The 24,480-nt window shown below is 70.6% G+C and carries 18 protein-coding genes and 3 pseudogenes; 12 read left to right on the plus strand and 9 right to left on the minus strand.

Features of this window, described 5'->3' with window-relative positions:
- The first annotated feature begins 19 nt into the window (after nt 1-19).
- Together HDC93_RS25815 and HDC93_RS25820 are read left to right on the plus strand one after the other, a co-directional pair.
- Nucleotides 20-358 (plus strand): DUF3817 domain-containing protein, encoded by a 339-nt coding sequence (locus tag HDC93_RS25815; protein WP_053670546.1) that lies wholly within the window; start codon nt 20-22, stop codon nt 356-358.
- Nucleotides 359-481: 123 nt separating this feature from the next.
- Nucleotides 482-2,182 (plus strand): methylmalonyl-CoA mutase, encoded by a 1,701-nt coding sequence (locus HDC93_RS25820; protein ID WP_185013209.1) that lies wholly within the window; start codon nt 482-484, stop codon nt 2,180-2,182.
- Between the two features lie 27 nt (nt 2,183-2,209).
- On the opposite strand, the gene HDC93_RS25825 is transcribed toward HDC93_RS25820, so the two are convergent.
- Nucleotides 2,210-2,821: a TetR/AcrR family transcriptional regulator gene (locus tag HDC93_RS25825; protein WP_185013210.1), complete on the minus strand. Its 612-nt coding sequence runs from the start codon at nt 2,819-2,821 to the stop codon at nt 2,210-2,212.
- Nucleotides 2,822-3,055: 234 nt separating this feature from the next.
- Here HDC93_RS25825 and HDC93_RS25830 point away from each other — a divergent pair, with 234 nt between their 5' ends.
- From HDC93_RS25830 to HDC93_RS25845, 4 genes are all read left to right on the plus strand, one after another.
- On the plus strand, nt 3,056-4,033 hold the full coding sequence (locus tag HDC93_RS25830; RefSeq protein ID WP_185013211.1) for a tetratricopeptide repeat protein: 978 nt from the start codon (nt 3,056-3,058) through the stop codon (nt 4,031-4,033).
- Between the two features lie 621 nt (nt 4,034-4,654).
- Nucleotides 4,655-5,287, plus strand: coding sequence for a DUF6230 family protein (locus HDC93_RS25835; protein ID WP_185013212.1), 633 nt, complete (start codon nt 4,655-4,657; stop codon nt 5,285-5,287).
- Nucleotides 5,288-5,405: 118 nt separating this feature from the next.
- A complete protein-coding gene (locus HDC93_RS25840; RefSeq protein ID WP_185013213.1) occupies nt 5,406-5,969 on the plus strand; it encodes a DUF6114 domain-containing protein in 564 nt (187 codons plus the stop codon).
- A complete protein-coding gene (locus HDC93_RS25845; RefSeq protein ID WP_185013214.1) occupies nt 5,959-7,326 on the plus strand; it encodes a hypothetical protein in 1,368 nt (455 codons plus the stop codon). Before HDC93_RS25840 ends, HDC93_RS25845 begins: the two co-directional genes overlap by 11 nt.
- A 106-nt stretch (nt 7,327-7,432) precedes the next feature.
- Here HDC93_RS25845 and pyk read toward each other — a convergent pair whose 3' ends face one another.
- The 3 genes from pyk to pta form a co-directional block, all read right to left on the minus strand.
- Nucleotides 7,433-8,860 (minus strand): pyruvate kinase, encoded by a 1,428-nt coding sequence (pyk, locus tag HDC93_RS25850; protein ID WP_185013215.1) that lies wholly within the window; start codon nt 8,858-8,860, stop codon nt 7,433-7,435.
- A gap of 74 nt (nt 8,861-8,934) precedes the next feature.
- Complete coding sequence (locus tag HDC93_RS25855) at nt 8,935-10,149, minus strand: acetate kinase (RefSeq protein ID WP_185013216.1); 1,215 nt, start codon at nt 10,147-10,149, stop codon at nt 8,935-8,937.
- Nucleotides 10,146-12,248: a phosphate acetyltransferase gene (gene pta / locus HDC93_RS25860; protein ID WP_185013217.1), complete on the minus strand. Its 2,103-nt coding sequence runs from the start codon at nt 12,246-12,248 to the stop codon at nt 10,146-10,148. Before pta ends, HDC93_RS25855 begins: the two co-directional genes overlap by 4 nt.
- 222 nt (nt 12,249-12,470) lie before the next feature.
- Here pta and HDC93_RS25865 point away from each other — a divergent pair, with 222 nt between their 5' ends.
- Nucleotides 12,471-13,496, plus strand: coding sequence for an ATP-dependent 6-phosphofructokinase (locus HDC93_RS25865; RefSeq protein ID WP_185013218.1), 1,026 nt, complete (start codon nt 12,471-12,473; stop codon nt 13,494-13,496).
- Between the two features lie 31 nt (nt 13,497-13,527).
- Here the strand turns inward: HDC93_RS25865 and HDC93_RS25870 are convergent, their stop codons facing one another.
- Entirely contained in the window at nt 13,528-14,289 is a 762-nt protein-coding gene (locus tag HDC93_RS25870; protein ID WP_221517136.1) for an XRE family transcriptional regulator, read from the minus strand.
- 168 nt (nt 14,290-14,457) lie between these two features.
- Here HDC93_RS25870 and HDC93_RS25875 point away from each other — a divergent pair.
- Together HDC93_RS25875 and gudD are read left to right on the plus strand one after the other, a co-directional pair.
- A pseudogene (locus tag HDC93_RS25875) lies at nt 14,458-14,897 on the plus strand (PPOX class F420-dependent oxidoreductase); the annotation flags it as partial.
- Nucleotides 14,894-15,066, plus strand: a pseudogene (gene gudD, locus HDC93_RS38725) (glucarate dehydratase); the annotation flags it as partial. The pseudogenes HDC93_RS25875 and gudD, both read left to right, overlap by 4 nt.
- 136 nt (nt 15,067-15,202) lie before the next feature.
- Here gudD and HDC93_RS25885 read toward each other — a convergent pair.
- Both HDC93_RS25885 and HDC93_RS25890 read right to left on the minus strand, forming a co-directional pair.
- Nucleotides 15,203-15,892, minus strand: coding sequence for a response regulator (locus HDC93_RS25885; RefSeq protein WP_185013220.1), 690 nt, complete (start codon nt 15,890-15,892; stop codon nt 15,203-15,205).
- Nucleotides 15,889-17,559, minus strand: coding sequence for a sensor histidine kinase (locus HDC93_RS25890; protein ID WP_185013221.1), 1,671 nt, complete (start codon nt 17,557-17,559; stop codon nt 15,889-15,891). The genes HDC93_RS25885 and HDC93_RS25890 overlap by 4 nt, the downstream gene beginning before the upstream one ends.
- 198 nt (nt 17,560-17,757) lie before the next feature.
- On the opposite strand from HDC93_RS25890, the gene HDC93_RS25895 reads away from it, so the two are divergent.
- Nucleotides 17,758-19,158, plus strand: coding sequence for a cation:dicarboxylate symporter family transporter (locus HDC93_RS25895; protein ID WP_185013222.1), 1,401 nt, complete (start codon nt 17,758-17,760; stop codon nt 19,156-19,158).
- 81 nt (nt 19,159-19,239) lie between these two features.
- Here HDC93_RS25895 and HDC93_RS25900 read toward each other — a convergent pair whose 3' ends face one another.
- Nucleotides 19,240-19,854, minus strand: coding sequence for a TetR/AcrR family transcriptional regulator (locus HDC93_RS25900; RefSeq protein WP_185013223.1), 615 nt, complete (start codon nt 19,852-19,854; stop codon nt 19,240-19,242).
- A 109-nt stretch (nt 19,855-19,963) separates the two neighbouring features.
- Here HDC93_RS25900 and HDC93_RS25905 point away from each other — a divergent pair, with 109 nt between their 5' ends.
- The gene (locus HDC93_RS25905) at nt 19,964-21,637 is read left to right on the plus strand and encodes a DHA2 family efflux MFS transporter permease subunit (RefSeq protein ID WP_185013224.1); all 1,674 of its coding nucleotides are present in this window, start codon (nt 19,964-19,966) and stop codon (nt 21,635-21,637) included.
- A 138-nt stretch (nt 21,638-21,775) separates the two neighbouring features.
- Here HDC93_RS25905 and HDC93_RS25910 read toward each other — a convergent pair.
- Nucleotides 21,776-21,949: pseudogene (locus HDC93_RS25910) on the minus strand (reductase); the annotation flags it as partial.
- Between the two features lie 177 nt (nt 21,950-22,126).
- Between HDC93_RS25910 and HDC93_RS25915 the strand changes: the two are divergent.
- Nucleotides 22,127-24,358, plus strand: coding sequence for an AAA family ATPase (locus tag HDC93_RS25915; RefSeq protein WP_185013225.1), 2,232 nt, complete (start codon nt 22,127-22,129; stop codon nt 24,356-24,358).
- Nucleotides 24,359-24,480 lie beyond the last annotated feature (122 nt).

The raw sequence follows: 24,480 nt of genomic DNA on the forward strand, positions 1-24,480 counted from the left end.
GGTCGTTACGCTCGACGGCATGAAGAAGAGCGTGCTGACCCGCTACCGGGTCATGGCCTACGTCACCGGTGTGCTGCTCGTCGCGCTGACCCTCGGCATGATCGGCAAGTACGTCCTCGATCTGGGCGGCGCGGCTGACTTCACGCAGGTGGTCAGCATCGCGCACGGCTGGTTGTACGTCGTGTACCTGATTTTCGCCTTCGACCTCGGCTCCAAGGCGAAGTGGCCGGTCAAGAAGCAGCTGTGGGTGCTGCTGGCCGGCACGATCCCCACGGCCGCGTTCTTCGTGGAGCGCAGGATCAGCCATGAGCTGGAGGGCAAGCTCGCCGAGGACGCGCCCGCGCCCGTCAAGGCCTAGGAGCGGCCTGGGCGCGTTCCGGGGCCGCCGCACGCGTGCGTGCGGCGGTCGTTCTCACCCGTTCGCCAGGTCACTCCCGTCAGCCATCGACATTTACTAGGACGTCCAAGTAAATTCGACGGTATGGACGCTGACGCCATCGAGGAGGGCCGCCGCCGCTGGCAGGCCCGGTACGACGCCGCACGCAAGCGCGAGGCCGACTTCACCACGCTCTCCGGCGACCCCGTGGAGCCGGTGTACGGGCCGCGGCCCGGTGACACCTACGACGGGTTCGACCGGATCGGCTGGCCCGGGGAATACCCCTTCACCCGGGGCCTGTACGCGACCGGCTACCGAGGGCGGACGTGGACCATCCGGCAGTTCGCCGGATTCGGCAACGCCGAGCAGACCAACGAGCGCTACAAGACGATCCTCGGCAACGGCGGAGGCGGGCTCTCCGTCGCCTTCGACATGCCGACGCTCATGGGCCGCGACTCCGACGACCCGCGCTCGCTCGGCGAGGTCGGGCACTGCGGCGTCGCCATCGACTCGGCGGCCGACATGGAGGTCCTGTTCAAGGACATCCCGCTGGGCGACGTCACGACGTCGATGACCATCAGCGGCCCGGCCGTCCCCGTCTTCTGCATGTACCTGGTCGCCGCCGAACGGCAGGGCGTCGACCCGTCCGTCCTCAACGGCACGCTCCAGACGGACATCTTCAAGGAGTACATCGCCCAGAAGGAGTGGCTCTTCCAGCCCGAGCCGCACCTGCGGCTCATCGGCGACCTCATGGAGCACTGCGCGGCCGGCATCCCCGCGTACAAGCCGCTGTCCGTCTCCGGCTACCACATCCGCGAGGCCGGGGCGACGGCCGCGCAGGAGCTGGCCTACACGCTGGCGGACGGCTTCGGGTACGTCGAGCTGGGACTGTCGCGCGGGCTGGACGTGGACGTCTTCGCCCCCGGCCTGTCCTTCTTCTTCGACGCGCACGTCGACTTCTTCGAGGAGATCGCCAAATTCCGCGCGGCCCGGCGCATCTGGGCCCGCTGGATGCGCGACGTCTACGGCGCGAAGTCCGAGAAGGCCCAGTGGCTCCGCTTCCACACGCAGACCGCGGGGGTCTCCCTCACCGCGCAGCAGCCGTACAACAACGTCGTACGGACGGCCGTGGAGGCGCTGGCGGCCGTGCTCGGCGGGACGAACTCGCTGCACACCAACGCCCTCGACGAGACCCTCGCCCTGCCGAGCGAGCAGGCGGCGGAGATCGCGCTGCGCACCCAGCAGGTGCTGATGGAGGAGACCGGCGTCGCCAACGTGGCCGACCCGCTGGGCGGTTCCTGGTACATCGAGCAGCTGACCGACCGGATCGAGGCGGACGCGGAGAAGATCTTCGAGCAGATCAAGGAGCGCGGGCTGCGGGCGCACCCCGACGGGCAGCACCCCATCGGCCCGATCACCTCCGGGATCCTGCGCGGGATCGAGGACGGCTGGTTCACCGGGGAGATCGCCGAGTCGGCGTTCCGGTACCAGCGGGCCCTCGAGAAGGGCGACAAGCGGGTCGTCGGCGTGAACTGTCACGACGGGTCGGTCACCGGGGACCTGGAGATCCTGCGGGTCAGCCACGAGGTGGAGCGCGAGCAGGTCCGGACGCTGGGCGGGCGCAAGGCGGCCCGTGACGACGCCGCGGTGCGCACCGCGCTCGACGCCATGCTGGCCGCCGCCCGCAGCGGCGCCAACATGATCGAGCCGATGCTGGACGCGGTACGGGCGGAGGCCACACTCGGCGAGATCTGCAACGTGCTGCGGGACGAGTGGGGGGTCTACACGGAGCCGGCAGGCTTCTGACCCGCGGCCCGGTCCATCCGGCGGGCCCTAATCGCTCAACCCGTGCAGCAGCACCCTGGTGAAGCCGCGGACCCATTCCTCGTCCGCCGGTTCCGCGCTCACCAGGGTGCGGTGGACCACCGCACCCGCCACCATGTCGAAGATCAGGTCCACCGTGCGGGCGGACGAGCCGGGGTCCGGCTCCGCGGGCAGTTCACCCCGGGCCTGGGCCCGCGCGCGGCCCTCCAGGACCAGGCGCTTCTGGCGGTCGACGACCGATGCCCGGATGCGCTCCCGCAGGGCGTCGTCGCGGGTGGCTTCCGCCACCACCGCCATCAGGCCGCTCTTCGCCTCCGGGAGAGCCAGGATCGTGGCGAACTGCAGGACCACACCCTCGATGTCGGCGGCCAGGGAGCCGCGGTCGGGGAGTTCCAGCGCGTCGAAGAGTTCCGCGACGGCGTCGACGACCAGTTCGTTCTTGCCCGCCCAGCGGCGGTACAGCGTCGTTTTCGCAACCCCGGCCCGCGTCGCGACGTCTCCCAGGGTGAGCTTGGACCAGCCCAGTTCCACGAGAGCCTCACGCGTCGCGGCCAGGATCGCGGCGTCCGCCGTGGCGCTGCGCGGGCGCCCGGTGCGGCTGGCTGGGCTGCGGCTCTGCATCTGATGACCATAAACCGGCGGTTCCTGTGCGGCCGTGAGGGAGATCACCGGGGGGTGGTGTCCCGGCGCCCCGGCGGGGCATTACGCTACGACTCGTAGCGAAAGCCCGTGATGGACGTACACGGGCCTTGACACACCCGGCGTGGGGTGGGGACCCGGCGCCGAAGGGCACGGACCGGCCCGGCTTTCACACCGTTTTTCACACGCGCGCGCAGAACGGGGGAGGATAGGCGCATGCAGCCACGGAACATGTCCATGAGCGGAGTCGTCGACCTCGCCGCGGTGAAGGCGGCCCAGGAGGCCAAGGCGAAGGCGGAGCAGGCGCGCGCGCAAGCAGCCCGGGAGGGCGGGGCGGGGGCGATCTCCCCGGCCGATCTCGTCATCGACGTCGACGAGGCGGGGTTCGAGAGGGACGTCCTGCAGCGTTCCGCCGAAGTGCCCGTCGTCATCGACTTCTGGGCCGAGTGGTGTGAGCCCTGCAAGCAGCTCAGCCCGGTCCTGGAGCGGCTGGCCGTCGAGTACAACGGCCGTTTCCTGCTCGCCAAGGTCGATGTCGACGCCAACCAGATGCTGATGCAGCAGTTCGGCATCCAGGGAATCCCCGCGGTGTTCGCGGTCGTCGCGGGGCAGGCGCTGCCGCTCTTCCAGGGGGCGGCGGGCGAGGCGCAGATCCGCCAGACCCTGGACCAGCTGGTGCAGGTCGGCGAGCAGCGCTTCGGTCTGACCGGTCTCACCGTCGATCCCGAGGCCGTGCCGGGCGGCGCCCCGGCGGCGGCAGCCGAGCGGCCGGCCGGTCCGCACGACGGGCTCCTCGAGGCCGCCGTGCAGGCGCTGGACTCGGGCGACCTGTCCGGTGCCGTCCAGGCGTACAAGAACGTCCTGAACGACGACCCGGGTAACGAGGAGGCCAAACTGGGTCTCGCGCAGGCCGAGTTGCTCCAGCGGGTGCAGGGCGTCGACCCGCAGCAGGTGCGCCGGGACGCGGCCGACAAGCCGGCCGACGTGCAGGCGCAGATCGCCGCCGCCGACCTGGATCTGGTGGGCGGCCATGTGGAGGACGCCTTCGGCCGGCTCATCGAGACCGTGCGGCGCACGGTGGGTGACGACCGGGACACCGTGCGGATGCGGCTGGTGGAGCTGTTCGAGGTCGTCGGGCCCGACGATCCCCGCGTGATCGCGGCGCGCAGGGCCCTGGCACGCGCCCTGTTCTGACCAGTCATTAAACGCGCGGGCTTGTGGTGCTCGCGTGAAAAGTTCGCCCTCAGGGGGTCACTGCGGCCGCGCTTTACCAAAACTTGGTAATCGCGGCCGCTGTTACTGCGAGTAAGCCGTCGGCGTTGATCTGTCGGATTCTGTCCATCGATCAACAGCTTTGTGCCGCCTCTCGACAGCACCCTGTGTGGCCGACCGAGACCGATGGGTCGTTGTTCGGTTATCCGGCCGTTACTAGCGAGTAACGAACCCCCTTGTGCGGGCGGCGAGAATGCACCACGATCGGCCACGCTCGGTCCATTCCCGTACCCCGGCAGCCGGTTGGGTCGCGGGACAACCTGGGTCCCCACCGAGCAGAGCCGGCGGCAGTGGCGCCGGCTCTTGGACAGGGGGGTCTTCGCCCTTCCGGCGAAGCCTGTCCAGCAGGGTTGTGCGTGATGCGTGTCAGGCGCGACCAGTGGTTGTCGCTCGGGGGTGATCGCCGGTGATTCGGGCGCAGTTGCGCCGCCGAGTGCAGGCGCTCTCCTTCCCGAGGACGTAGCACTTCTCCCATCCCTGCCCGGCTGAGCCGCCAATCGGGGCGAGTCAGGGCAGGAGATGTACGTCCGAGAAGGAGGAAATATGGAGTCCCAGGTGCGTGGCGGGACCAGATGGAAGCGGTTCGCTGTGGTGATGGTGCCCAGCGTCGCCGCCACGGCTGCGATAGGTGTCGCCCTCGCGCAGGGCGCTCTCGCCGCGTCGTTCAGTGTCTCGGGTCAGTCGTTCAAGGTCACGACCGACCAGCTCGTCGGTGAGGGCTTCTCGCAGTACGGCGCCCTCGACGAGGGATACACGATGGACGGCAAGAAGGCCGTTCACCCGGTCGCCGTCTCGTCGTTCAAGCAGGCGACGATCAAGAACCTGTGCCAGTCGGTCGTCACCCCGAACATTCCGGTGCTCGGAAACGTCAGCCTGATCCTGCGTGCGGGTCAGGGTGCGAAGCCGGTGGAGGCCCAGAACCTCTACATCGACGTCGCCGACCTCAGCGCCGACGCGACGTTCGAGAACATCGACATCGGTGTGGCCGCCAAGGACGCCAACAAGGGTCCGGCCATGAGGAAGGGCGAGACGGCGAACCCGTACGGCTTCGCCCAGCAGGCCGACAGGGCGACCCTGACCGACGTGAAGCAGACGGCGTGGGCGACCACCGCCGGAACCTTCAAGCTCAGCGGCCTGAAGATGTCGCTGTCGACGGGTGTCAAGGAGTGCTACTAAGCACTCGATGACGGGCGGGGGAGCCGGTGGCGCCCCCGCCCGTCCACCTTCCGGCCGCGCCATCACGCGGGGCCCACATCACCACCACAGCAACGCTGTACCAGGGAGCTGTTTTTCCATGAGCGCCGAGACTCCTGCCGCCACCGGCCAGTTCACCGTCCGGAGGCAGCAGTTCCGCGCCTGGCGGGGTGAGCGGCCGTTCTGGGCCGGGCTGTTCGTCCTCATCAGTGGACTGCCCATCGCCTACTTCCCGTACGCGAACCTCCAGCTCGGTCACCTGACGCTGGCGATGGCGACCACCGCGGGTGCCGGGTCCCTGATCATCGGCGTGCTGCTCGTCGTACTGGGCGTGAGCCTCTGGTTCCAGAAGCATGTCCGCGTCTTCGCGGGAGTCGCGGCGATCCTGCTGGCACTGGTGTCCATTCCCGTGTCCAACCTCGGCGGCTTCCTCATCGGTTTCCTCTTCGCCCTCGTGGGCGGGGCGATGGCCGTGGCCTGGGCGCCGGGCGCACGTCACGCGGAACAGTCCGCCGCGATGGCCAGCACCGGCACGGGCGGGGCTCCCGAGGCCACGGACCACGACACCGCGGTGCTGCGGCCCGTGGACGGGGTGGACGAGCCGAACGATCTGTCAGGAACGAACCCGGCCAACGGGGCGAACGGGAGGCACAGTGCCGGCTGACGAGGTGACCCACGGGGCTGATGTGGAGGCGTCCCGTGTGAGAACCGGGCCGCGCCACGCGGCACCCAAGAAGCCGCTGTTCACCAGGTTCAACAGGCCGGCCGGCAAGGCGATAGCCATGGCCGCGATGCCGACGGCGGTGCTCATGGGCATGGGCTTCACGTCGACGCTCGCCATAGCCGACAGCGACACCCCGGCGGCGCCGACCTCCAAGAGCCTGACGGCCGACGAGTACAAGGACTGTGTCGCGGCCCTGGAGGACTCCGACAAGGACGCCAAGGGAGACGCATCCGCCTCGCCCACGCCGTCCCCCTCGGCGAGCGACGGCGCGACCGACGAGAAGGACGACCAGGGCGACACCGCCCCGAAGCCGTCCCCCTCGGGTGGCACGGAGGCGAACAACGGCGGTTCCTCTTCGTCGGATTCAGGTTCCGATGACGAGGCCGAGCCGAAGCCGACCCCGTCCACGAGCGCGCCCGCCACCGGCGGCGACGACGCGGCCGCTACCCCGTCCCCCTCGCCGTCCGAGAGCGACGGCAACATCCTGGAGGACATCGGCGACGCGATCGGCGGCATCTTCGACGGCGGGAGCAAGGACGCGGCGAGCCCCAGCCCGACCCCGTCCGCCTCGGCGTCGCAGAGCACCGAGAAGCCGGCCGAGGACGCCTCCGGTACGCAGGACACGGCCGAGAAGGCCACCGGCACGGTCGAGGACACCGTCAAGGACACCACCGACAAGGCGTCCGACACGGTGAAGGACACCGGCAAGACGGTGGAGGACACCACCAAGGCCGTCGAGAAGGCGGCCGAGGACGCGACGGAGAAGGCGAAGGAGGCCACCGCCTCGCCCAGCCCCTCCCCGAGCGCCACCACGGACGCCGACGACTGCCCGGCCGCCACCGACGCCGAGGGCGGCGTCGACAACAAGGTGCCGCTGCCGGACGACCCGTGGTTCCTCAACGCCAGCTCGCTGACGCTGAAGGGCGCTGACTATAAGGGCGTCGTCGAGGTGCGGACCGCCAACGGCACCGTCAAGAAGGTGCTGAAGTACGTCATATCCGGCGGCACCGACATCGGCGACCTGCACCAGACCGTCCAGGACAAGCAGTCCGGCAAGACCTACCACGTGCAGGCGGCCAAGGGCTCGACGTCCACGATCCGCGACGGCGACACCGTGATGTACACGGAGAGCATCTCCGGCAACCTGCTCGGGCTGATACCGATCACGTTCGACCCGGAGCACCCGCCGCCGCTGAACATCCCGCTGATCTACTTCACCAACGTGAGGGTCCAGCAGGCCGGCCAGTTCGGCGGAACCCTGCACGTGCCGGGGCTGCACAACTTCGTCACCGGCTGAGCGCCCCTCAGAGCCCGTTCGGGAGCCGCACACACCGAGGGCGCCCCCCTGGGAATCCAGGAGGCGCCCTCGGTGCCTTTCAGGGGCCTTCACGGCCCCTGACGGATCAGCCCTTGGCCTCGCCCAGGTGGTGGACCCGCACCATGTTGGTGGTGCCGGGCACGCCGGGGGGCGAACCGGCGGTGATGACCACGATGTCGCCGTCGTTGAAGCGGTTCAGCTTCACCAGTTCCTGCTCGACCAGGTCGACCATCTCGTCGGTGCTGTTCACGAACGGCACCACGTACGGCTCCACGCCCCAGCTCAGCGCCATCTGGTTGCGGGTGCCCTCGTCGGTGGTGAAGGCGATGATCGGCTGCACCGCGCGGTAGCGCGAGAGACGGCGGGCGGTGTCGCCGGACTGCGTGAAGGCCACCAGGCCCCGGCCGCCGAGGAAGTCGGCGATCTCGCACGCGGCCCGGGCCACCGAACCGCCCTGCGTGCGCGGCTTCTTGCCCGGAACCAGCGGCTGCAGGCCCTTGGACATCAGCTCCTGCTCGGCCGCGGCGACGATCTTCGACATCGTCTTCACGGTCTCGATCGGGTACGCCCCCACGCTCGACTCGGCGGACAGCATGACCGCGTCGGCGCCGTCCAGGATCGCGTTGGCCACGTCGGAGGCCTCGGCGCGGGTCGGACGGGAGTTGGTGATCATCGACTCCATCATCTGGGTCGCCACGATCACCGGCTTGGCGTTGCGCCGGCACAGCTCGATCAGGCGCTTCTGCACCATGGGGACCTTCTCGAGCGGGTACTCGACGGCCAGGTCACCGCGGGCGACCATCACACCGTCGAACGCCATCACGACGTCCTCCATGTTCTGCACCGCCTGCGGCTTCTCCACCTTGGCGATGACGGGGACGCGGCGGCCCTCCTCGTCCATGATGCGGTGCACGTCCTGGACGTCCTTGGCGTCCCGGACGAAGGACAGCGCGACCAGGTCGCAGCCCATCCGGAGGGCGAAGCGGAGGTCCTCGATGTCCTTCTCGGACAGGGCGGGCACGTTGACGGCCGCGCCGGGCAGGTTGATGCCCTTGTGGTCGGAGATGACGCCGCCCTCGATGACGATCGTCTTGACCCTGGGGCCCTCGACCTCGGTGACCTTCAGCTCGACGTTGCCGTCGTTGATGAGGACCTGGTCGCCCTTGGTGACATCACCGGGCAGACCCTTGTAGGTCGTCCCGCAGATCGCCTTGTCGCCCGGGACGTCTTCGGTGGTGATGGTGAACTCGTCACCGCGCACCAGCTCGACGGGACCCTCGGCGAAGGTCTCCAGACGGATCTTCGGGCCCTGGAGGTCGGCGAGGACACCGATGGCCCGGCCGGTCTCCTTGGCGGCGGCACGGACCCGGTCGTACCGGCCCTGGTGCTCGGCGTGGCTGCCGTGGCTGAAGTTGAAGCGGGCCACGTTCATGCCGGCTTCGATCAACGCGACAAGCTGATCGTGGGAGTCGACCGCAGGGCCGAGAGTACAGACGATTTTCGAACGGCGCATGGGGGCGATCCTATCGGTTTGTTTCGCAACGGAATATTCCGTCTGGCGGAAAATACAAAAGGGCGGGATGCCGCTCAGGTGTGATTCCCCGGACCAATTACCAGCGCGTAGGTCTGTGTCGCGATCTCCAATTCCTCGTCAGTGGGTACCACCGCCACCGCGACCCGGGCGCCCTCGGGCGAGATCAGCCGCGCCTCCTCGCCGCGTACGGCGTTGCGCTCGCCGTCCACCGTCAGGCCCAGCTCCTCCAGCCCCGCCAGGGCGGCCGCCCGCACGGGAGCCGCGTTCTCGCCGACACCGGCCGTGAAGGCGACCGCGTCCACCCGCCCGAGTACGGCGTAATAGGCGCCGATGTACTTCTTCAGCCGGTGAATGTAGATGTCGAACGCCAGCTCCGCCTGCTCGTCGCCCTCTTCGACACGGCGGCGGATCTCCCTCATGTCGTTGTCACCGCACAGACCGATCAGACCGCTCTTCTTGTTGAGAAGAGTGTCGATCTCGTCGGCGGACATTCCACCAACACGCATCAAATGGAAGATGACGGCCGGGTCCATGTCTCCCGAGCGCGTACCCATCACGAGCCCCTCCAAAGGCGTCAGCCCCATGGAGGTGTCCACGCAGCGGCCGCCCCGCACGGCCGACGCGGACGCCCCGTTGCCCAGGTGCAGCACGATCACGTTCGTCTCGGACGGGTCCTTGCCCAGCAGCTCGGCGGTGGCCCGGGAGACATAGGCGTGCGAGGTGCCGTGGAAGCCGTAGCGCCGGATGCGGTGCTCGTCGGCGGTCTTGACGTCGATCGCGTAGCGGGCGGCCGACTCCGGCATCGTCGTGTGGAACGCCGTGTCGAAGACGGCGACCTGCGGCAGGTCCGGGCGCAGCGCCTGGGCGGTGCGGATGCCGGTGAGGTTGGCCGGGTTGTGCAGCGGGGCCACCGGGATGAGCCGCTCGATCTCGGCGAGCACGGCGTCGTCGATGACGGTCGGCTCGGTGAAGAACTTCCCGCCGTGCACCACCCGGTGCCCGAGCGCGGCCAGTTCGGGCGAGTCCAGTCCCAGGCCGTCCCTGGCGAGCTCCTCGGCGACGGCCTTCAGGGCGGCGTCGTGGTCGGCGATCGCCCCGCTTCGCTCCCGGCTCTCGCCGCCGGCCGGGGTGTGCTTCAGCCGGGACGTCTGCTCCCCGATGCGCTCGACCAGGCCCACCGCGAGCCGGCTGCTGTCGCGCATGTCGAGCAGCTGGTACTTCACCGACGAGGAGCCGGAGTTGAGGACGAGGACACGGGTGGGGCTCACTGGGCGGTCGCCTTCTCGCTCGGGTACGGGGCGGGCATCTGGGCCTGGATCGCGGTGATCGCGACGGTGTTCACGATGTCGGAGACCAGGGCGCCCCGGGACAGGTCGTTGACCGGCTTGCGCAGACCCTGCAGCACGGGACCGACCGCGATCGCGCCGGCCGAGCGCTGCACGGCCTTGTAGGTGTTGTTGCCGGTGTTCAGGTCGGGGAAGATCAGCACGCTCGCCTGCCCGGCGACCTCGGAGCCGGGCAGCTTGGTCGCCGCGACCGACGGCTCCACCGCGGCGTCGTACTGGATCGGGCCCTCGATCTTGAGGTCGGGCCGGCGCGCGCGCACCAGCTCGGTGGCCTCGCGGACCTTGTCGACGTCGGCGCCGGAACCGGAGGTGCCGGTGGAGTACGACAGCATCGCGATCCGCGGCTCCACGCCGAACTGCTCGGCCGTGGTCGCCGACTGGATGGCGATGTCGGCGAGCTGCTCGGCGTTCGGGTCCGGGTTGACCGCGCAGTCGCCGTAGACGAGGACCTTGTCGGCCAGGCACATGAAGAAGACGGACGAGACGATGTCGGCGTCCGGCTTGGTCTTGATGATCTCGAACGCCGGGCGGATGGTCGCGGCCGTGGAGTGCACCGAGCCCGACACCATGCCGTCGGCGAGGCCCTCCTGGACCATCAGCGTGCCGAAGTAGTTCACATCGGAGACGACGTCGTACGCCAGCTCCACGGTGACGCCCCGGTGGGCGCGCAGGTCCGCGTACTTCTCGGCGAAGCCGTCGCGCAGTTCGGAGGCGGCCGGGTCGATCAGCTGGGACTCGCCGAGGTCGACGCCGAGATCGGCGGCCTTCTTGCGGATCAGGTCGACCGGGCCGAGCAGCGTCAGTTCGCACACGCCCCGGCGCAGCAGCACCTCGGCCGCGTGCAGCACCCGCTCCTCCGTGCCCTCGGGCAGGACGACCCGGCGCAGGTCGGAGCGGGCCTGCTCCAGCAGCTTGTGCTCGAACATCATCGGCGTGACGCGGTCGCTGCTCGGCGCGGAGACGCGGCGCGCGAGGTCGACGGTGTCGGCGTAGCGCTCGAACAGGCCGAGGGCCCGCTCGGCCTTGCGCGGGGTGGCCGCGTTCAGCTTGCCCTCCAGGGAGAACAGCTGCTCGGCGGTGGGGAAGCTGGTGCCGGCCACCGACAGCACCGGGGTGCCGGGGGCGAGGCGGTCGGCGAGGGTGAGGATGTGGTCGCCGGGCACCTCGTCCAGGGTGAGCAGCACACCCGCTATCGGCGGGGTGCCGGCGCTGTGCGCGGCGAGCGAGCCGACGACCAGGTCGGCGCGGTCGCCCGGGGTGACCACGAGGCAGCCCGGGGTCAGGGCGCCCAGGAAGTTCGGCAGCATGGCGCCGCCGAAGACGAAGCCGAGCACGTCCCGGGCGAGCCCGGAGTCGTCGCCCAGCACCACCTTGGCGCCGAGGGCGTGGCCGATCTGCGAGACGGTCGGCGCGGACAGCGCGGGCTCGTCGGGCAGGACGTAACAGGGCACGGGCAGCCGGGAGTCGAGCTGGCCGGCGATCTCGTCGCGGTCGTCGCGGGCCACCCGGTTGGCGACCATGGCCAGGACGTCGCAGCCCAGGGTGTCGTAGGCGCGGTAGGCGTTGCGCGTCTCGGCGAGCACGGCCTCCACGGTCTGCTTGCGGCCGCCGACGACCGGGATCACGGACGCGCCGAACTCGTTCGCCAGCCGGGCGTTGAGCGACAGCTCGTCCGGCAGCTGCGTGTCGGCGTAGTCGGTGCCGAGGACCAGGACGACGTCGTAGTCCCGCGCGACCAGGTGGAAGCGGTCGACGAGGGTGGACGCCAGCTCGTCGGTGCCGGCCTCGGCCTGGAGGGCGGACGCCTCGTGGTAGTCCATGCCGTAGACGGTCGCCGGGTCCTGGGTGAGCCGGTAGCGGGCACGCAGCAGCTCGAAGAGGCGGTCGGGTCCGTCGTGGACCAGGGGACGGAACACACCGACCCGGTCGACCTGCCGGGTGAGGAGCTCCATGACCCCCAGTTCGACGACCTGGCGTCCGTCGCCGCGGTCGATGCCGGTCACGTACACGCTGCGGGTCACGCGCGCTCTCCGTTTCGTCTCGATCGGGGGGCAGGCCTCACCCCCACTGCTTTCCAGTCAGGGGCACAAAAATCGCCCGCCGAGGTGAGCAGAACCCTCTTGACAATACCTCTGTCGCTAGATAAGGCGCCCGTCAGGCCAGGGGTTCCACGGCGGGCTGTGGAGCGTGAAACAATCGGCATTGGCTCACCGGTGTCAACAGCGAGCAGGAGACACAGCACGATGCGTATCGGAGTTCTCACCGCAGGCGGCGACTGCCCCGGCCTGAACGCCGTGATCCGGTCGGTCGTGCACCGGGCGGTCGACAACTACGGCGACGAGGTCATCGGCTTCGAGGACGGCTACGCGGGCCTGCTGGACGGCCGCTTCCGCAACCTCGACCTGGAGTCCGTCAGCGGCATCCTGGCCCGCGGCGGCACCATCCTCGGCTCGTCCCGGCTGGAGCGCGACCGGCTGCGCGAGGCCTGCGAGAACGCCTCCGACATGATCCACGAGTTCGGCATCGACGCGCTGATCCCGATCGGCGGCGAGGGCACGCTGACGGCCGCGCGCATGCTGAGCGACGCCGGCCTGCCCGTCGTGGGTGTCCCGAAGACGATCGACAACGACATCTCCTCCACGGACCGCACCTTCGGCTTCGACACCGCCGTGGGCGTCGCCACCGAGGCGATGGACCGGCTGAAGACCACCGCCGAGTCCCACCAGCGGGTGATGGTCGTGGAGGTCATGGGCCGGCACGCCGGCTGGATCGCCCTGGAGTCCGGCATGGCGGCCGGCGCGCACGGCATCTGCCTGCCGGAGCGGCCGTTCGACCCGGCCGACCTCGTGAAGATGGTCGAGGAGCGGTTCTCCCGCGGCAAGAAGTTCGCGGTGGTCTGCGTCGCCGAGGGCGCCCACCCCGCCGACGGCTCCATGGACTATGTCAAGGGCGCCATAGACAAGTTCGGCCACGAGCGCTTCCAGGGCATCGGCACCGCCCTCGCCCACGAGCTGGAGCGGCGCCTCGGCAAGGAGGCCAAGCCGGTCATCCTCGGCCATGTCCAGCGCGGTGGTGTCCCGACCGCCTACGACCGGGTGCTCGCCACGCGGTTCGGCTGGCACGCGGTGGAGGCGGCGCACCAGGAGCAGTTCGGCAGGATGACCGCCCTGCGCGGGACGGACATCGTGATGGTCCCCCTCGCGGAGGCCGTGACCGAGCTGAAGACGGTGCCGAAGGACCGTATGGACGAGGCCGAGTCGGTCTTCTAGGGACTTCCAGAGGCTTGCGGGGGTCGGACCTCTAGCCGGCCTCCAGGTCGGTGTCGTCCTGGAGTTTCGTCCAGAAGTGCTCCACGATCCGGTCGAGGAAGTCCCGGCCGGCGCCGCCCGCGTCACCGCTGCCACCGCCCCAGCTCAGGGTGGCAGCCATGTGCCCCTGGTAGTCCTCGTGCAGGCCCTGCAGGGCGTCCTCCAGGAACCGCCGGTCCAGGGGCACGAGTTTGGCCACGGGGCGGACGTAGGCCTGCCAGCGGGTGGTGGCGGCGCTGCGCAGCAGATCGCCGAGTCTGCCGTCGCGGCCCGTGACCGTGACGAAGTCGGGCAGGCCGAGCCCGAGCAGATCGGCCAGGGCGGCGGACTGGCGGTCCGTGCCGCGCCAGGAGTCGGTCTCCTCCATGCGCAGATACGCGAGCACGTCGTGCCCCACGGCGCGGGCCACGTCCTCCGGGGCGAGGCAGCGGGCGATGCGGTGTTCGCGCAGGGTGCGCGGCCTGCCGATGAGTTCGGCGGGCGAGCACCAGAGCACACCCGCGAGCGCGGTGAGTTCGGAGTTGGTCGGGGCGGCTGCTCCGCGTTCCCATGCGACCACGTGGTCCGGGGTGACGTGGGGGTGCCCGTACGAGACGCGCATGCCGTAGGCGACGTGCTCGGGGGCCATGCCGAGGGCCGCGCGCAGCCTGCGGGCGGCGGGGGCGTTGAAGGGCGGGGCCGTGGGGGCGGACCGGGGTGGAGGAGGGGGCGGGGGCTGGCTCGGTCGGGCTGAAGGTCGGCGCACGGCCCACAAGCTAGGACTGCGGGAGTGGGCTGACTACGGTCTGTTCGGCCAGGATCACGGATTGTACGAACCTACGGCTACCGGCGGGTTCGACCGGGGCTGAAGATCGTCTGCCGACGGCGGCGCGGGCGGGGCGAGGATGGCGCCGGGGCCGATGATCACGGGCCCGGAAAGGCAGTGACTCACGTGTACGGCAAGCTCAACGGGCATATTCGCGAGCGTCTCCTCGCGCCGAACTTCTGGCATCTCGCGACGGTGGGGGTGGACGGGGCACCCCAGGTGTCGCCCATGTGGGCGGACATCGAAGGGGAGTACGTCATGGTCGACACCTCGATGGGGCGGGTGAAGGAGGAGAACCTGCGGCGCAATCCGTACGTTTCGCTGTCGCACCACGACCCCGCGCACCCGTACGACCGCGTTGAGATCCGGGGGAAGGCGTGCGGTTCGTGGAGAGGGAGGTCGCGGAGCGGGCGATGGACCGGCTGGCGCGGAAGTACCTCGGTGAGGACCGGTACCCGTGGCTGCTGCCCGGCGAGCGCCGGGTGATGCTGCTGATCGAGCCGACGCGGGTGCGGAGGCTGGAGGGGGTTGAGTCGTTCCGGGCCGGCGTTTCGGGGAGCGGTTCGGCAAGCGGGACGCGGGCGGGCGGGGTGCGCAGACGTTGGACCTGCGGACCACGGTGCACACGGTGACGGCGTCGAGTCGGCGCAGCTGGACCTGCTGGGGCAGCACCTCGACGTGCCGGTGGCGGCGCTGCTGGCGGACGGGCAGCAGCGGCACCCCGTTCCGCCGGGCTGCGGGCCCACCTGGCCTCGGTGATCGTGGGGTTCAGCCCTTGACCGCGCCTCCCAGGGCGAAGCCTCCTCCGGGGCGGCGGGCTATCAATGCGTGTGCGGGGGTCTGATCGGCGGCTGATGAACCGTCACTGGCCCGTGACCCAGCGGTACTGCAACTCCGGGCGCCCCACGGTGCCGTACTGCGGGCGGCGTGCCGCGCGGCCCGCGTCGACCAGATGCTCCAGGTAACGCCGGGCCGTGATACGGGAGATGCCCACGGATTCCGCGACGCCGGCGGCCGTGAGGCCCTCCGCGCTGTCGCGCAGGGCGACCGTCACCCGCTCCAGCGTCGGTGCGCTCAGGCCCTTGGGCAGCGCGGCCGGGCCCGGTGCGCGCAGGGCCGCGAGCGCCCGGTCCACCTCGTCCTGGCCGCTCGCCTCGCCGACCGCCGCGTGGAACTCGGCGTAGCGCACGAGGCGGTCGCGCAGGGTCGCGAAGGTGAACGGCTTCAGGACGTACTGCACGACCCCGAGCGAGACGCCCTCGCGTACGACGGCCAGGTCGCGGGCCGACGTCACCGCTATGACGTCCGCGTGATGGCCGGCCGTCCTGAGGGACCGGGCCAGTTGCAGGCCGTGCACGTCCGGCAGGTGCAGGTCGAGCAGGAGGAGGTCCACCGGGGTGCGTTCCAGGGCCCGGCGGGCCTCCGCGCCCGTGTGCGCCTTGCCCACGGCCACGAATCCCGGTACCCGCCCGACGTACAGGACGTGCGCGTCGGCGGCGACCGGATCGTCCTCCACGACCAGGACGCGGATGTCCTTCTCGCTGCTCGTCATGCGTCGCCTCCAGCGGCTCTGGCCGCCGGGGCCCCGGAGGGCACGCCCCCGGCCACCGATTCCGGCTCCCGCAACGGCAGCCGTACCTCGAACTCCGCCCCGCCCCCGTCGGCCTCCGTCACCGTCAGGGAGCCCTCGTGCCGCTGGGCCGCCTGCCGGACCAGCGCCAGCCCGAGACCGCGGCCGCCCGGGCCGGCCGGTTTCGTCGAGAAGCCGCGCTGGAAGACCGCCTCGGCGTGCTCGGGGTCCACGCCCGGGCCCGTGTCCGACACCCGTAGCACCAGCTCCGGGGCGTCGCCGGAGTTCCTGGTGTACGCGGTCACCGTCACCCGCGCCCGGGCGCTGCCCTGCGCCGCGTCCACGGCGTTGTCGATCAGGTTGCCGAGGATGGTCACCAGGTCCCGCGCCGGCAGGGTCTCGGGCAGCAGGCCGTCGTCCAGGCTGCTGTCCTCCGACACCATCAGCTCCACGCCCCGCTCGTTGGCCTGGGCCGTCTTGCCCAGCAGCAGCGCCGCCAGCACCGGCTCGCTCACCGCCGCCACGACCTGGTCGGTCAGCGCCTGCGCCAGCTCCAGCTCGGCCGTCGCGAACTCCACCGCTTCCTCCGCCCGGCCCAGCTCGATCAGCGAGACGACCGTGTGCAGCCGGTTCGCCGCCTCGTGCGCCTGTGAGCGCAGAGCCTGTGTGAAACCCCGCTCGGAGTCCAACTCGCCCATCAGCGATTGGAGTTCGGTGACATCGCGCAGGGTGACGACCGTACCGCGCCGCTCACCGCCCGACACCGGCGAGGTGTTGATCACCAGGACCCGGGACGCCGTCAGATGCACCTCGTCGACCCGGGGCTCCGAGGCGAGCAGGGCACCCGTCAGCGGGGCCGGCAGCCCCAGCTCCGCCACCGACCTGCCCACCACGTCCCCGGCCACGCCGAGCAACTCCCGGCCCCCGTCGTTGATCAGCGCCACACGGTACTGCCCGTCCAGCATCAGCAGCCCCTCGCGCACGGCGTGCAGGGCGGCCTGATGGTAGTCGTGCATCCGGCTGAGCTCGGTCGCGTTCATGCCGTGGGTGTGGCGGCGCAGCCGGGCGTTGACGATGTACGTGCCGACCGCACCCAGCACCAGCGCGCCGGCCGCGACGCCGAGCAGGGCCGTCAGCTGGTCCTGGACCCGCTGGGTGATCTGCTCGACCCGGATCCCCGCGCTGACCAGCCCGACCACCCTGCTGCCGTCCTGGATCGGGGTGACGGCGCGGACGGACGGGCCGAGCGTGCCGGTGTAGGTCTCGGTGAAGGTCTGGCCCTTCAGGGCCCGCTCGGTGTGCCCCTGGAAGGTCTGGCCGATCTGCCGGGGGTCGGGGTGCGTCCAGCGGATGCCCCGGGGATCCATGATCGTGATGAAGTCGACCTCGGTGTCCCGCATCACCTTCAGCGCGTACGGCTGGAGCTCGGCGGTCGGGTCGTCGGCGCGGGCCGCGGCCAGCACGGACGGGGAATCGGCCACCGAGCGCGCCACCGCCCTGGCCTGGCGCGCCGCGGCCTCCTCGGCCTGGCTGCGGTCGCTGACGTAGGTGAACAGCGCGTATCCGGCCACGACGACCGCTATCAGGACGGCCTGCATGGCGAAGAGCTGGCCAGCCAGGCTGCGGGGTCCGGGGACGGTGAGGCGCATGCCGTCAGTCTGCACCGTGGCTGATTGTGAACTAAATGAACGGAAGGGTGACCGCGCTCACAGAGCAGGACATAGTCACGGCATTCCCCATAACGCATCTCCGGGAGCCCCGCTCCGCGTTTCCCGGGCCTCCCGGAGTCTTTTCCGGACGTGAGCCGCACGCCGGTGATGCCGACGACGTCGTCAAGGAGGGCCGCCGTGACCAGCGCAGCCGATACGGCACCTGCCGCACGCAAACCCAAGCGGGACCGCACGCACTACCTCTACATCGCGGTGATCATCGCGGTCGCCGCCGGTATCGCGGTGGGTCTGGCCGCACCGGAATTCGCGCAAGGGCTGAAGCCGATCGGCACGGGGTTCGTGGCCCTGATCAAGATGATGATCTCGCCGATCATCTTCTGCACGATCGTGCTGGGCATCGGCTCGGTACGGAAGGCCGCCAAGGTCGGTGCCGTGGGCGGTATCGCCCTGAGTTACTTCATGGTGATGTCGCTGGTCGCGCTGGGCATCGGCCTGGTCGTCGGCAACATCCTGGAGCCGGGCACCGGCCTAGCGGTGACCGACGCGGTCAAGGACGCCGGTCACGCGCAGATCGACGCCGAGGCGAAGAACACCACGGAGTTCCTGCTCGGCATCATCCCGACCACGATCGTGTCGGCCTTCACCAACGAGTCGGTGCTCCAGACCCTGCTGATCGCGCTCCTCGCGGGCTTCGCCCTGCAGGGCATGGGTTCGGCCGGCCAGCCGATCCTGCGCGGCATCGAGCACATCCAGCGGCTCGTCTTCCGCATCCTCGCGATGGTCATGTGGGCCGCCCCGATCGGTGCCTTCGGCGCCATCGCCGCCGTCACCGGCTCCGCGGGCCTGGAAGCGCTCAAGAGCCTCGCCGTGCTGATGCTCGGCTTCTACGTGACCTGTTTCCTCTTCGTCTTCATCGTGCTGGGCGCCCTGCTGCGCGCCATCTCCGGCCTGAACATCTTCACGCTGTTCAAGTACCTGGGCCGGGAGTTCCTGCTGATCCTGTCCACGTCCTCGTCCGAGTCCGCGCTGCCGCGGCTCATCGCGAAGATGGAGCACCTGGGCGTCAGCAAGCCGGTGGTCGGCATCACCGTCCCGACCGGCTACTCCTTCAACCTCGACGGCACCATGATCTACATGACCATGGCCTCGCTGTTCATCGCCGACGCCATGGGCACGCCGATGTCGATCGGTGAGCAGATCCCGCTGCTGCTCTTCCTGCTGGTCGCCTCCAAGGGTGCCGCCGGTGTCACCGGCGCCGGCCTCGCGACCCTGGCCGGTGGCCTGCAGTCGCACAAGCCGGCCCTGGTGGACGGCATCGGCCTCATCGTCGGTATCGACCGCTTCATGAGCGAGGCCCGTGCCCTGACCAACTTCGCGGGCAACGCCGTCGCCACGGTGCTGATCGGCACGTGGACCAAGGAGATCGACAAGGACCGCGTGAACCAGGTCCTCGCCGGTCAGCTGCCCTTCGACGAGAAGACCCTGCTGGACGACGGTCACGACGGCCACGACGGCCCGTCCGAGGACCACGTCGAGGTTCCCGAGCATGGCGGCGAGAAGGAGCTGGCGAAGGCCTGAGGCCGCGCCGCTCCCCATGGAATCCGGGCGGCTGGGTGTCCCCCCGTCGCTCAGCCGCCCGGTTCACAGCGCACAGACGGATCAAGCGTTCAGCTTCGCCACCAGCTCGGTGGCCTTCGAGGCGGGCACGCCCGCCGCGGTCAGTACGGTGACCGCGGCGCAGCGGCCCGCCTCTTGCGCTGCCAGCAGGCCGTCGTTCACCGCCTCCATCACCGCGAAGAGCATCTGCTCGTGCACGTACGCCAGGGCCGGAGCCGGCAGCGGTGAGCTGAAGACGTCCTCGTCCAGACCGCGCTGCAGCAGCCCGATGCTCTCCTGGCGGACCGGGGCGAGCCGCTCCCGGATGCCCTGCATGGTGACGGTGCGCTGGGCGAGCGCGACCAGCAGCCGGTAGCGGTCGGCGATCGCCCATACCGACAGCACCGAGCGTGCGACCGCCTCCGCCGGGTCCCGTACGTTCTCGCGGCCCGCCGCGTGCGCGGCCGACAGCGCCTCCACGGCCTCGTCGACGAGCGTGCTGATCAGCGCCTCGCGGCTCGGGAAGTGCCCGTACACCGTCCGCCGTACGACGCCCGCGGCCCGTGCGATCTGGTCCATGGACGCGTCGGGGTCGCGCAGCAGCTCGGCGAGGGCGACGTCGAGGATGCGGCGGCGGTTGGCGTCGGCGCGGCTGGTACCCGTGGTCATGGACGTCATTGTGCCCCTCCCGGATCGAGTTGCACAGTGATGTGCAACGGCGTAGATTGCACATCGTTGTGTAAATGCACAGCCATGTGCAACTCAAGCCGGGAAGGCAACCCCTGCCATGCGACTCGTCATGAACGAACCGACCGAGAGGATGGACCGCCCCTACGCACGCCGCTGGTGGGCGCTCCTCGTGCTCTGCCTCAGCCTGCTGATCATCGTGATGGCCAACACCGCCCTCACCGTCGCCGCGCCCGACATGACCGCGGACCTCGGCCTGAACAGCGCCGACCTGCAGTGGGTGATCGACGGCTACACCGTCCCCTACGCCGCGCTGATGCTGCTGCTCGGCGCGATAGGCGACAAGTACAGCCGCCGGGGCGCGCTCGTCCTCGGGCTGGTCGTGTTCGCGGGCGGCTCCGTCTTCGGGTACCTCGCCGACAGCTCCACGACGGTCATCGCCGCCCGGGCCGTGATGGGCGCCGGCGCCGCGATGATCATGCCCGCCACGCTGTCCCTGCTCGCCTCGACCTTCCCGCGTGCCGAACGGGCCAAGGCCATCACCCTGTGGACCGCCACGGCCGGCCTCGCCATCGCGGCCGGACCGCTCGTCGCCGGCGCGCTGCTGGCGGACCACGGCTGGTCCTCGACGTTCCTCATCAACGTCCCCATCGCGATCCTCGCCATCCTCGGCGCCTTCGTCCTCGTACCGCCGTCCAAGGCCGCGGACCGCGGGCGCATCGACTACGGCGGCGGACTGCTGTCGGTGGTGTGGATCGCCGCACTGGTCTACATGATCATCGAGGGGCCGCACTTCGGGTGGGGCGTCAAGGCCGTCACGGCGGCGGTCGTCGCCGGAGCCGCGCTCGTCGCGTTCGTCCTCTGGGAGCTGCGCCACCCGCGTCCGCTGCTCGACGTCCGCCGCTTCACGAACCGCGGCTTCGCCGGCTCCAACCTCGCCGTCGCCCTGTTCTTCCTGGCGGTCTTCGGCGCCTTCTACTACCTGACGCAGCACCTCCAGTTCGTCCTCGGCTACGACGCCCTGGACACGGGCCTGCGCATGCTGCCGCTGGCGGGCGCGGTGTTCGTCGGGGCGGCCCTCACCGGCTTCCTCACGCCCCGCGTCGGTATGAAGTGGACCGTCACGGCCGGCATGGTCGGCGGCACGGCGGCCCTGGCGCTGCTCACCCAGGTCGACTCCGGTTCGTCGTACGGCGACTTCGTCGCGCCCCTGGTCGTCCTCGGCCTCTCGATCGGACTCGCGCTCTCGCCCTGCACGGACGCGATCATGGGGGCGTTCCCGGAGTCGGAGCTGGGCGTCGGCGGCGCGGTGAACGACACGTCGCTGGAGCTCGGCGGTTCGCTGGGCATCGCCATCCTGGGCTCGCTGCTGGCGACGTCGTACTCCGGCCACCTCTCGGACGCCACGGCCGGCAGCAAGCTCCCCGCCTCCTCCCTGTCCACCGCCCAGGACTCCGTCGGGGCCGGGTACGCCGTCGCCCAGGGCATCGGCGACAAGGCCCGGCAGCTCGCCGAGCAGGCCGCGCACACCGGCGACCCCCAGCAGGCCGAGCGGCTCCGCGCCCAGGCCGAGCAACTCGGCGGCGGCGCCCGGCAGATGGCCGACGCGGTCGGATCCTCGTTCTCCGACGCGGTCGCCCACACCAGCCTGATCGGGGCCGTGATCCTGGGCATCGGCACGGTGGTGGTGGCGCTGCTCCTGCCGGGCAAGGAGAAGACGCTGGAGGAGCCTGCGGAGGAGAACAAGGAACTGGAGTCCGCCGGGGCACGCTAGGCCGTGCCCAGCGTGCCCAGCGTGCCCATCGTGTCCACGAAGTCCCGCCGTTCGCCTCGGGGCAGGCGGGCTTCGTGGACACGGCGGCCCATGCCCCGTCACGTGGTGGGCTGCAGGTCCGCCGTGGCTGCCGAGTCAGGGGAGTTCGAGGTCGACGGTGACGGTGGCCGGGTCGACGGCCTCCTCGCGCACGAGGGCGGGGGAGTCCTCGACTCGTACACCTCGACCGTCGAGGTCATCACACAGCGGCGGGTGCGCCCAAACGCGGCGGGCGATCGCGGCCTGGCGCGGGGTGGGGCAGACCTGGTCGACGGCGCCGGATACAGGAAAATCCCCCGAGCAATTGCGTTCGGGGGATTTTCCTGCGTATATTTGTTCGTTCGTGACTTCAAGCGGATTGAAGTCCTTAGAAGTCACAGTGAAGTTCAGTGAGCACAGTATATCCGGGCGGGAGCGGAATTGTCAAACACCGAATTTCCGGACGATGAATTGCGACAGGAACAGGAATTCATCGACGGGTTGTACGCGCGCGTGGACGCGCTGCGCGGCGACGCCGAGACCTCCGTCACGGACGCGCTCGCGCAGGGCAACACCCCCATGCAGGCCAGACTCGAGCGGGACATCCTCGTGGCCGAGCGCTCCGGGCTGCTCGCCGCGCTGAACGCGGTGGACGGCTCCCTGTGCTTCGGCCGGATCGACCTCACCTCGGGCGTCACCCATCGCATCGGCCGCATCGGCCTGCGCGCCGACGACGCGGAGCGCACGCCCGTCCTCATCGACTGGCGTGCCGACGTGGCCCGCCCCTTCTACCTGGCCACCGGCCACACCCCGATGGGCCTCAGGCGCCGGCGGCACATCGCCACCGACGGCCGCCGGGTCACCCATCTGCACGACGAGATCCTCGACCTCGGCGACGCGACCCGCACCGGCCACGAGGACCCGACGGGCGACGCCGTGCTGCTCGCCGCCCTCAACTCCGCGCGCACCGGCCGCATGAGCGACATCGTGCAGACCATCCAGGCCGACCAGGACCGCATCATCCGCGCCCCGCACCGCGGCGTCATGGTCGTGGAGGGCGGCCCGGGCACCGGCAAGACGGCGGTCGCCCTGCACCGCGCCGCCTACCTGCTGTACGAGCACCGGGAACTGCTCGCCAAACGCGCCGTGCTGATCGTCGGGCCCAACCCGGCGTTCCTCGGCTACATCGGAGAGGTGCTGCCCTCCCTCGGCGAGACCGGTGTGCTCCTCGCGACCGTGGGCGAGCTGTTCCCCGGGGTGAAGGCGAGCGCGACCGACACGCCCGAGGCCGCGGCGGTGAAGGGCCGGGCCGACATGGCCGACGTCCTCGCCGAGGTCGTCCGCGGCCGGCAGGCGCTGCCCGACCCGGTGATCGCCATCGAGCACGACCGCGAGGTCCTCATGCTCGACGACGGTCTGGTCGGCGTCGCCCGCGAGCGCACCCGCGCCGCCAAGCTGCCGCACAACGCCGCCCGCGAGCACTTCGAGGGCCACATCCTCAACGCCCTGACCGACCTGTACGCCGAGCGGATCGGCACCGACCCCTTCGACGGGTCCAGCCTGCTCGACCCCAGCGACATCACCCAGATCCGCGACGACCTCGCCGAGAACCCCGACGTCTGGTCCGCGATCGACCAGCTGTGGCCGGTGCTCACCCCGCAGCGGCTCGTCGCCGACTTCCTCGCCGCGCCCGAGGAGTTCCTGTCCGCCGAGGACGCCGAGGCCGTACGCCGCCCGGTGACCCGGCGCTGGACGGTCGCGGACGTGCCGCTGCTCGACGAGGCCGCCGAACTCCTCGGCGACGACGACCGGCTGGCCCGGGAGCGCGCCGCACGCGAGCGGCAGGAGCAGATCGCCTACGCGCAGGGCGTGCTGGAGGTGTCCTACGCGTCCCGGACCTACGAGTTCGAGGACAAGGAGGAGGGCGACCCCGAGGGCTCCGAGGTGCTGTCCGCGCACGACATCATCGACGCCGAGCGGTTCGCCGAGCGGCACGAGGAGGACGACCACCGCAGCGCCGCCGAACGCGCCGCCGCCGACCGCACCTGGGCGTTCGGGCACATCATCGTCGACGAGGCGCAGGAACTGTCGCCGATGGCGTGGCGGCTGCTGATGCGGCGCAGCCCGACCCGCTCGATGACCCTGGTCGGCGACCCGGCCCAGACGGCGGAGGCGGCCGGCGTCGGCTCCTGGTCGGGCATCCTCTCCCCGTACGTCGAGGACCGCTGGGAGCACACCCGGCTGGGCGTCAACTACCGCACCCCGGCCGAGATCATGGACGTCGCGGCGGCCGTGGTGCGCGCCGAGCACCCGGAGTTCGAGCCGCCCAGCTCGGTCCGCTCCACGGGCGTACTGCCCTGGGCGCGCGCCACCGACGACCTTCCGGGCGCGGTCGCCAAGGCGGTCGGGGAGCTCACCCCGGCCGAAGGCAGGCTCGCGGTGATCGCGCCGCGCGACCTCCACCGCTCCCTGGCGGCCCGGCTGGACGGTGTGACGGCGGGCGCCGAACCCGACCTCACCCAGACGGTGGTCCTGCTCGACCCGCGCCAGGCCAAGGGCCTGGAGTTCGACTCCGTCCTCGTGGTCGAACCCGGCCGGTACGGCACCAGCGATCTGTACGTGGCGCTGACCCGGGCCACCCAGCGGCTGGGCGTGCTCCACACCGGCGACCTGCCGAAGCCCCTGGCGAACGCCTTCGCGTAGCGAAGCGGCCCCGTACCCCGGCCCGGGTACGGGGCCTGCCTGCCGCAGGAGCGACCTCGACGCCGCAGGGCGGCGGGAACGGGATGGGTCGTTCTCCCCCGCAACGGCGGCAGCGGATGCGC

The organism is Streptomyces sp. AK010 (assembly GCF_014207295.1).
Lineage (GTDB): Bacteria > Actinomycetota > Actinomycetes > Streptomycetales > Streptomycetaceae > Streptomyces > Streptomyces massasporeus.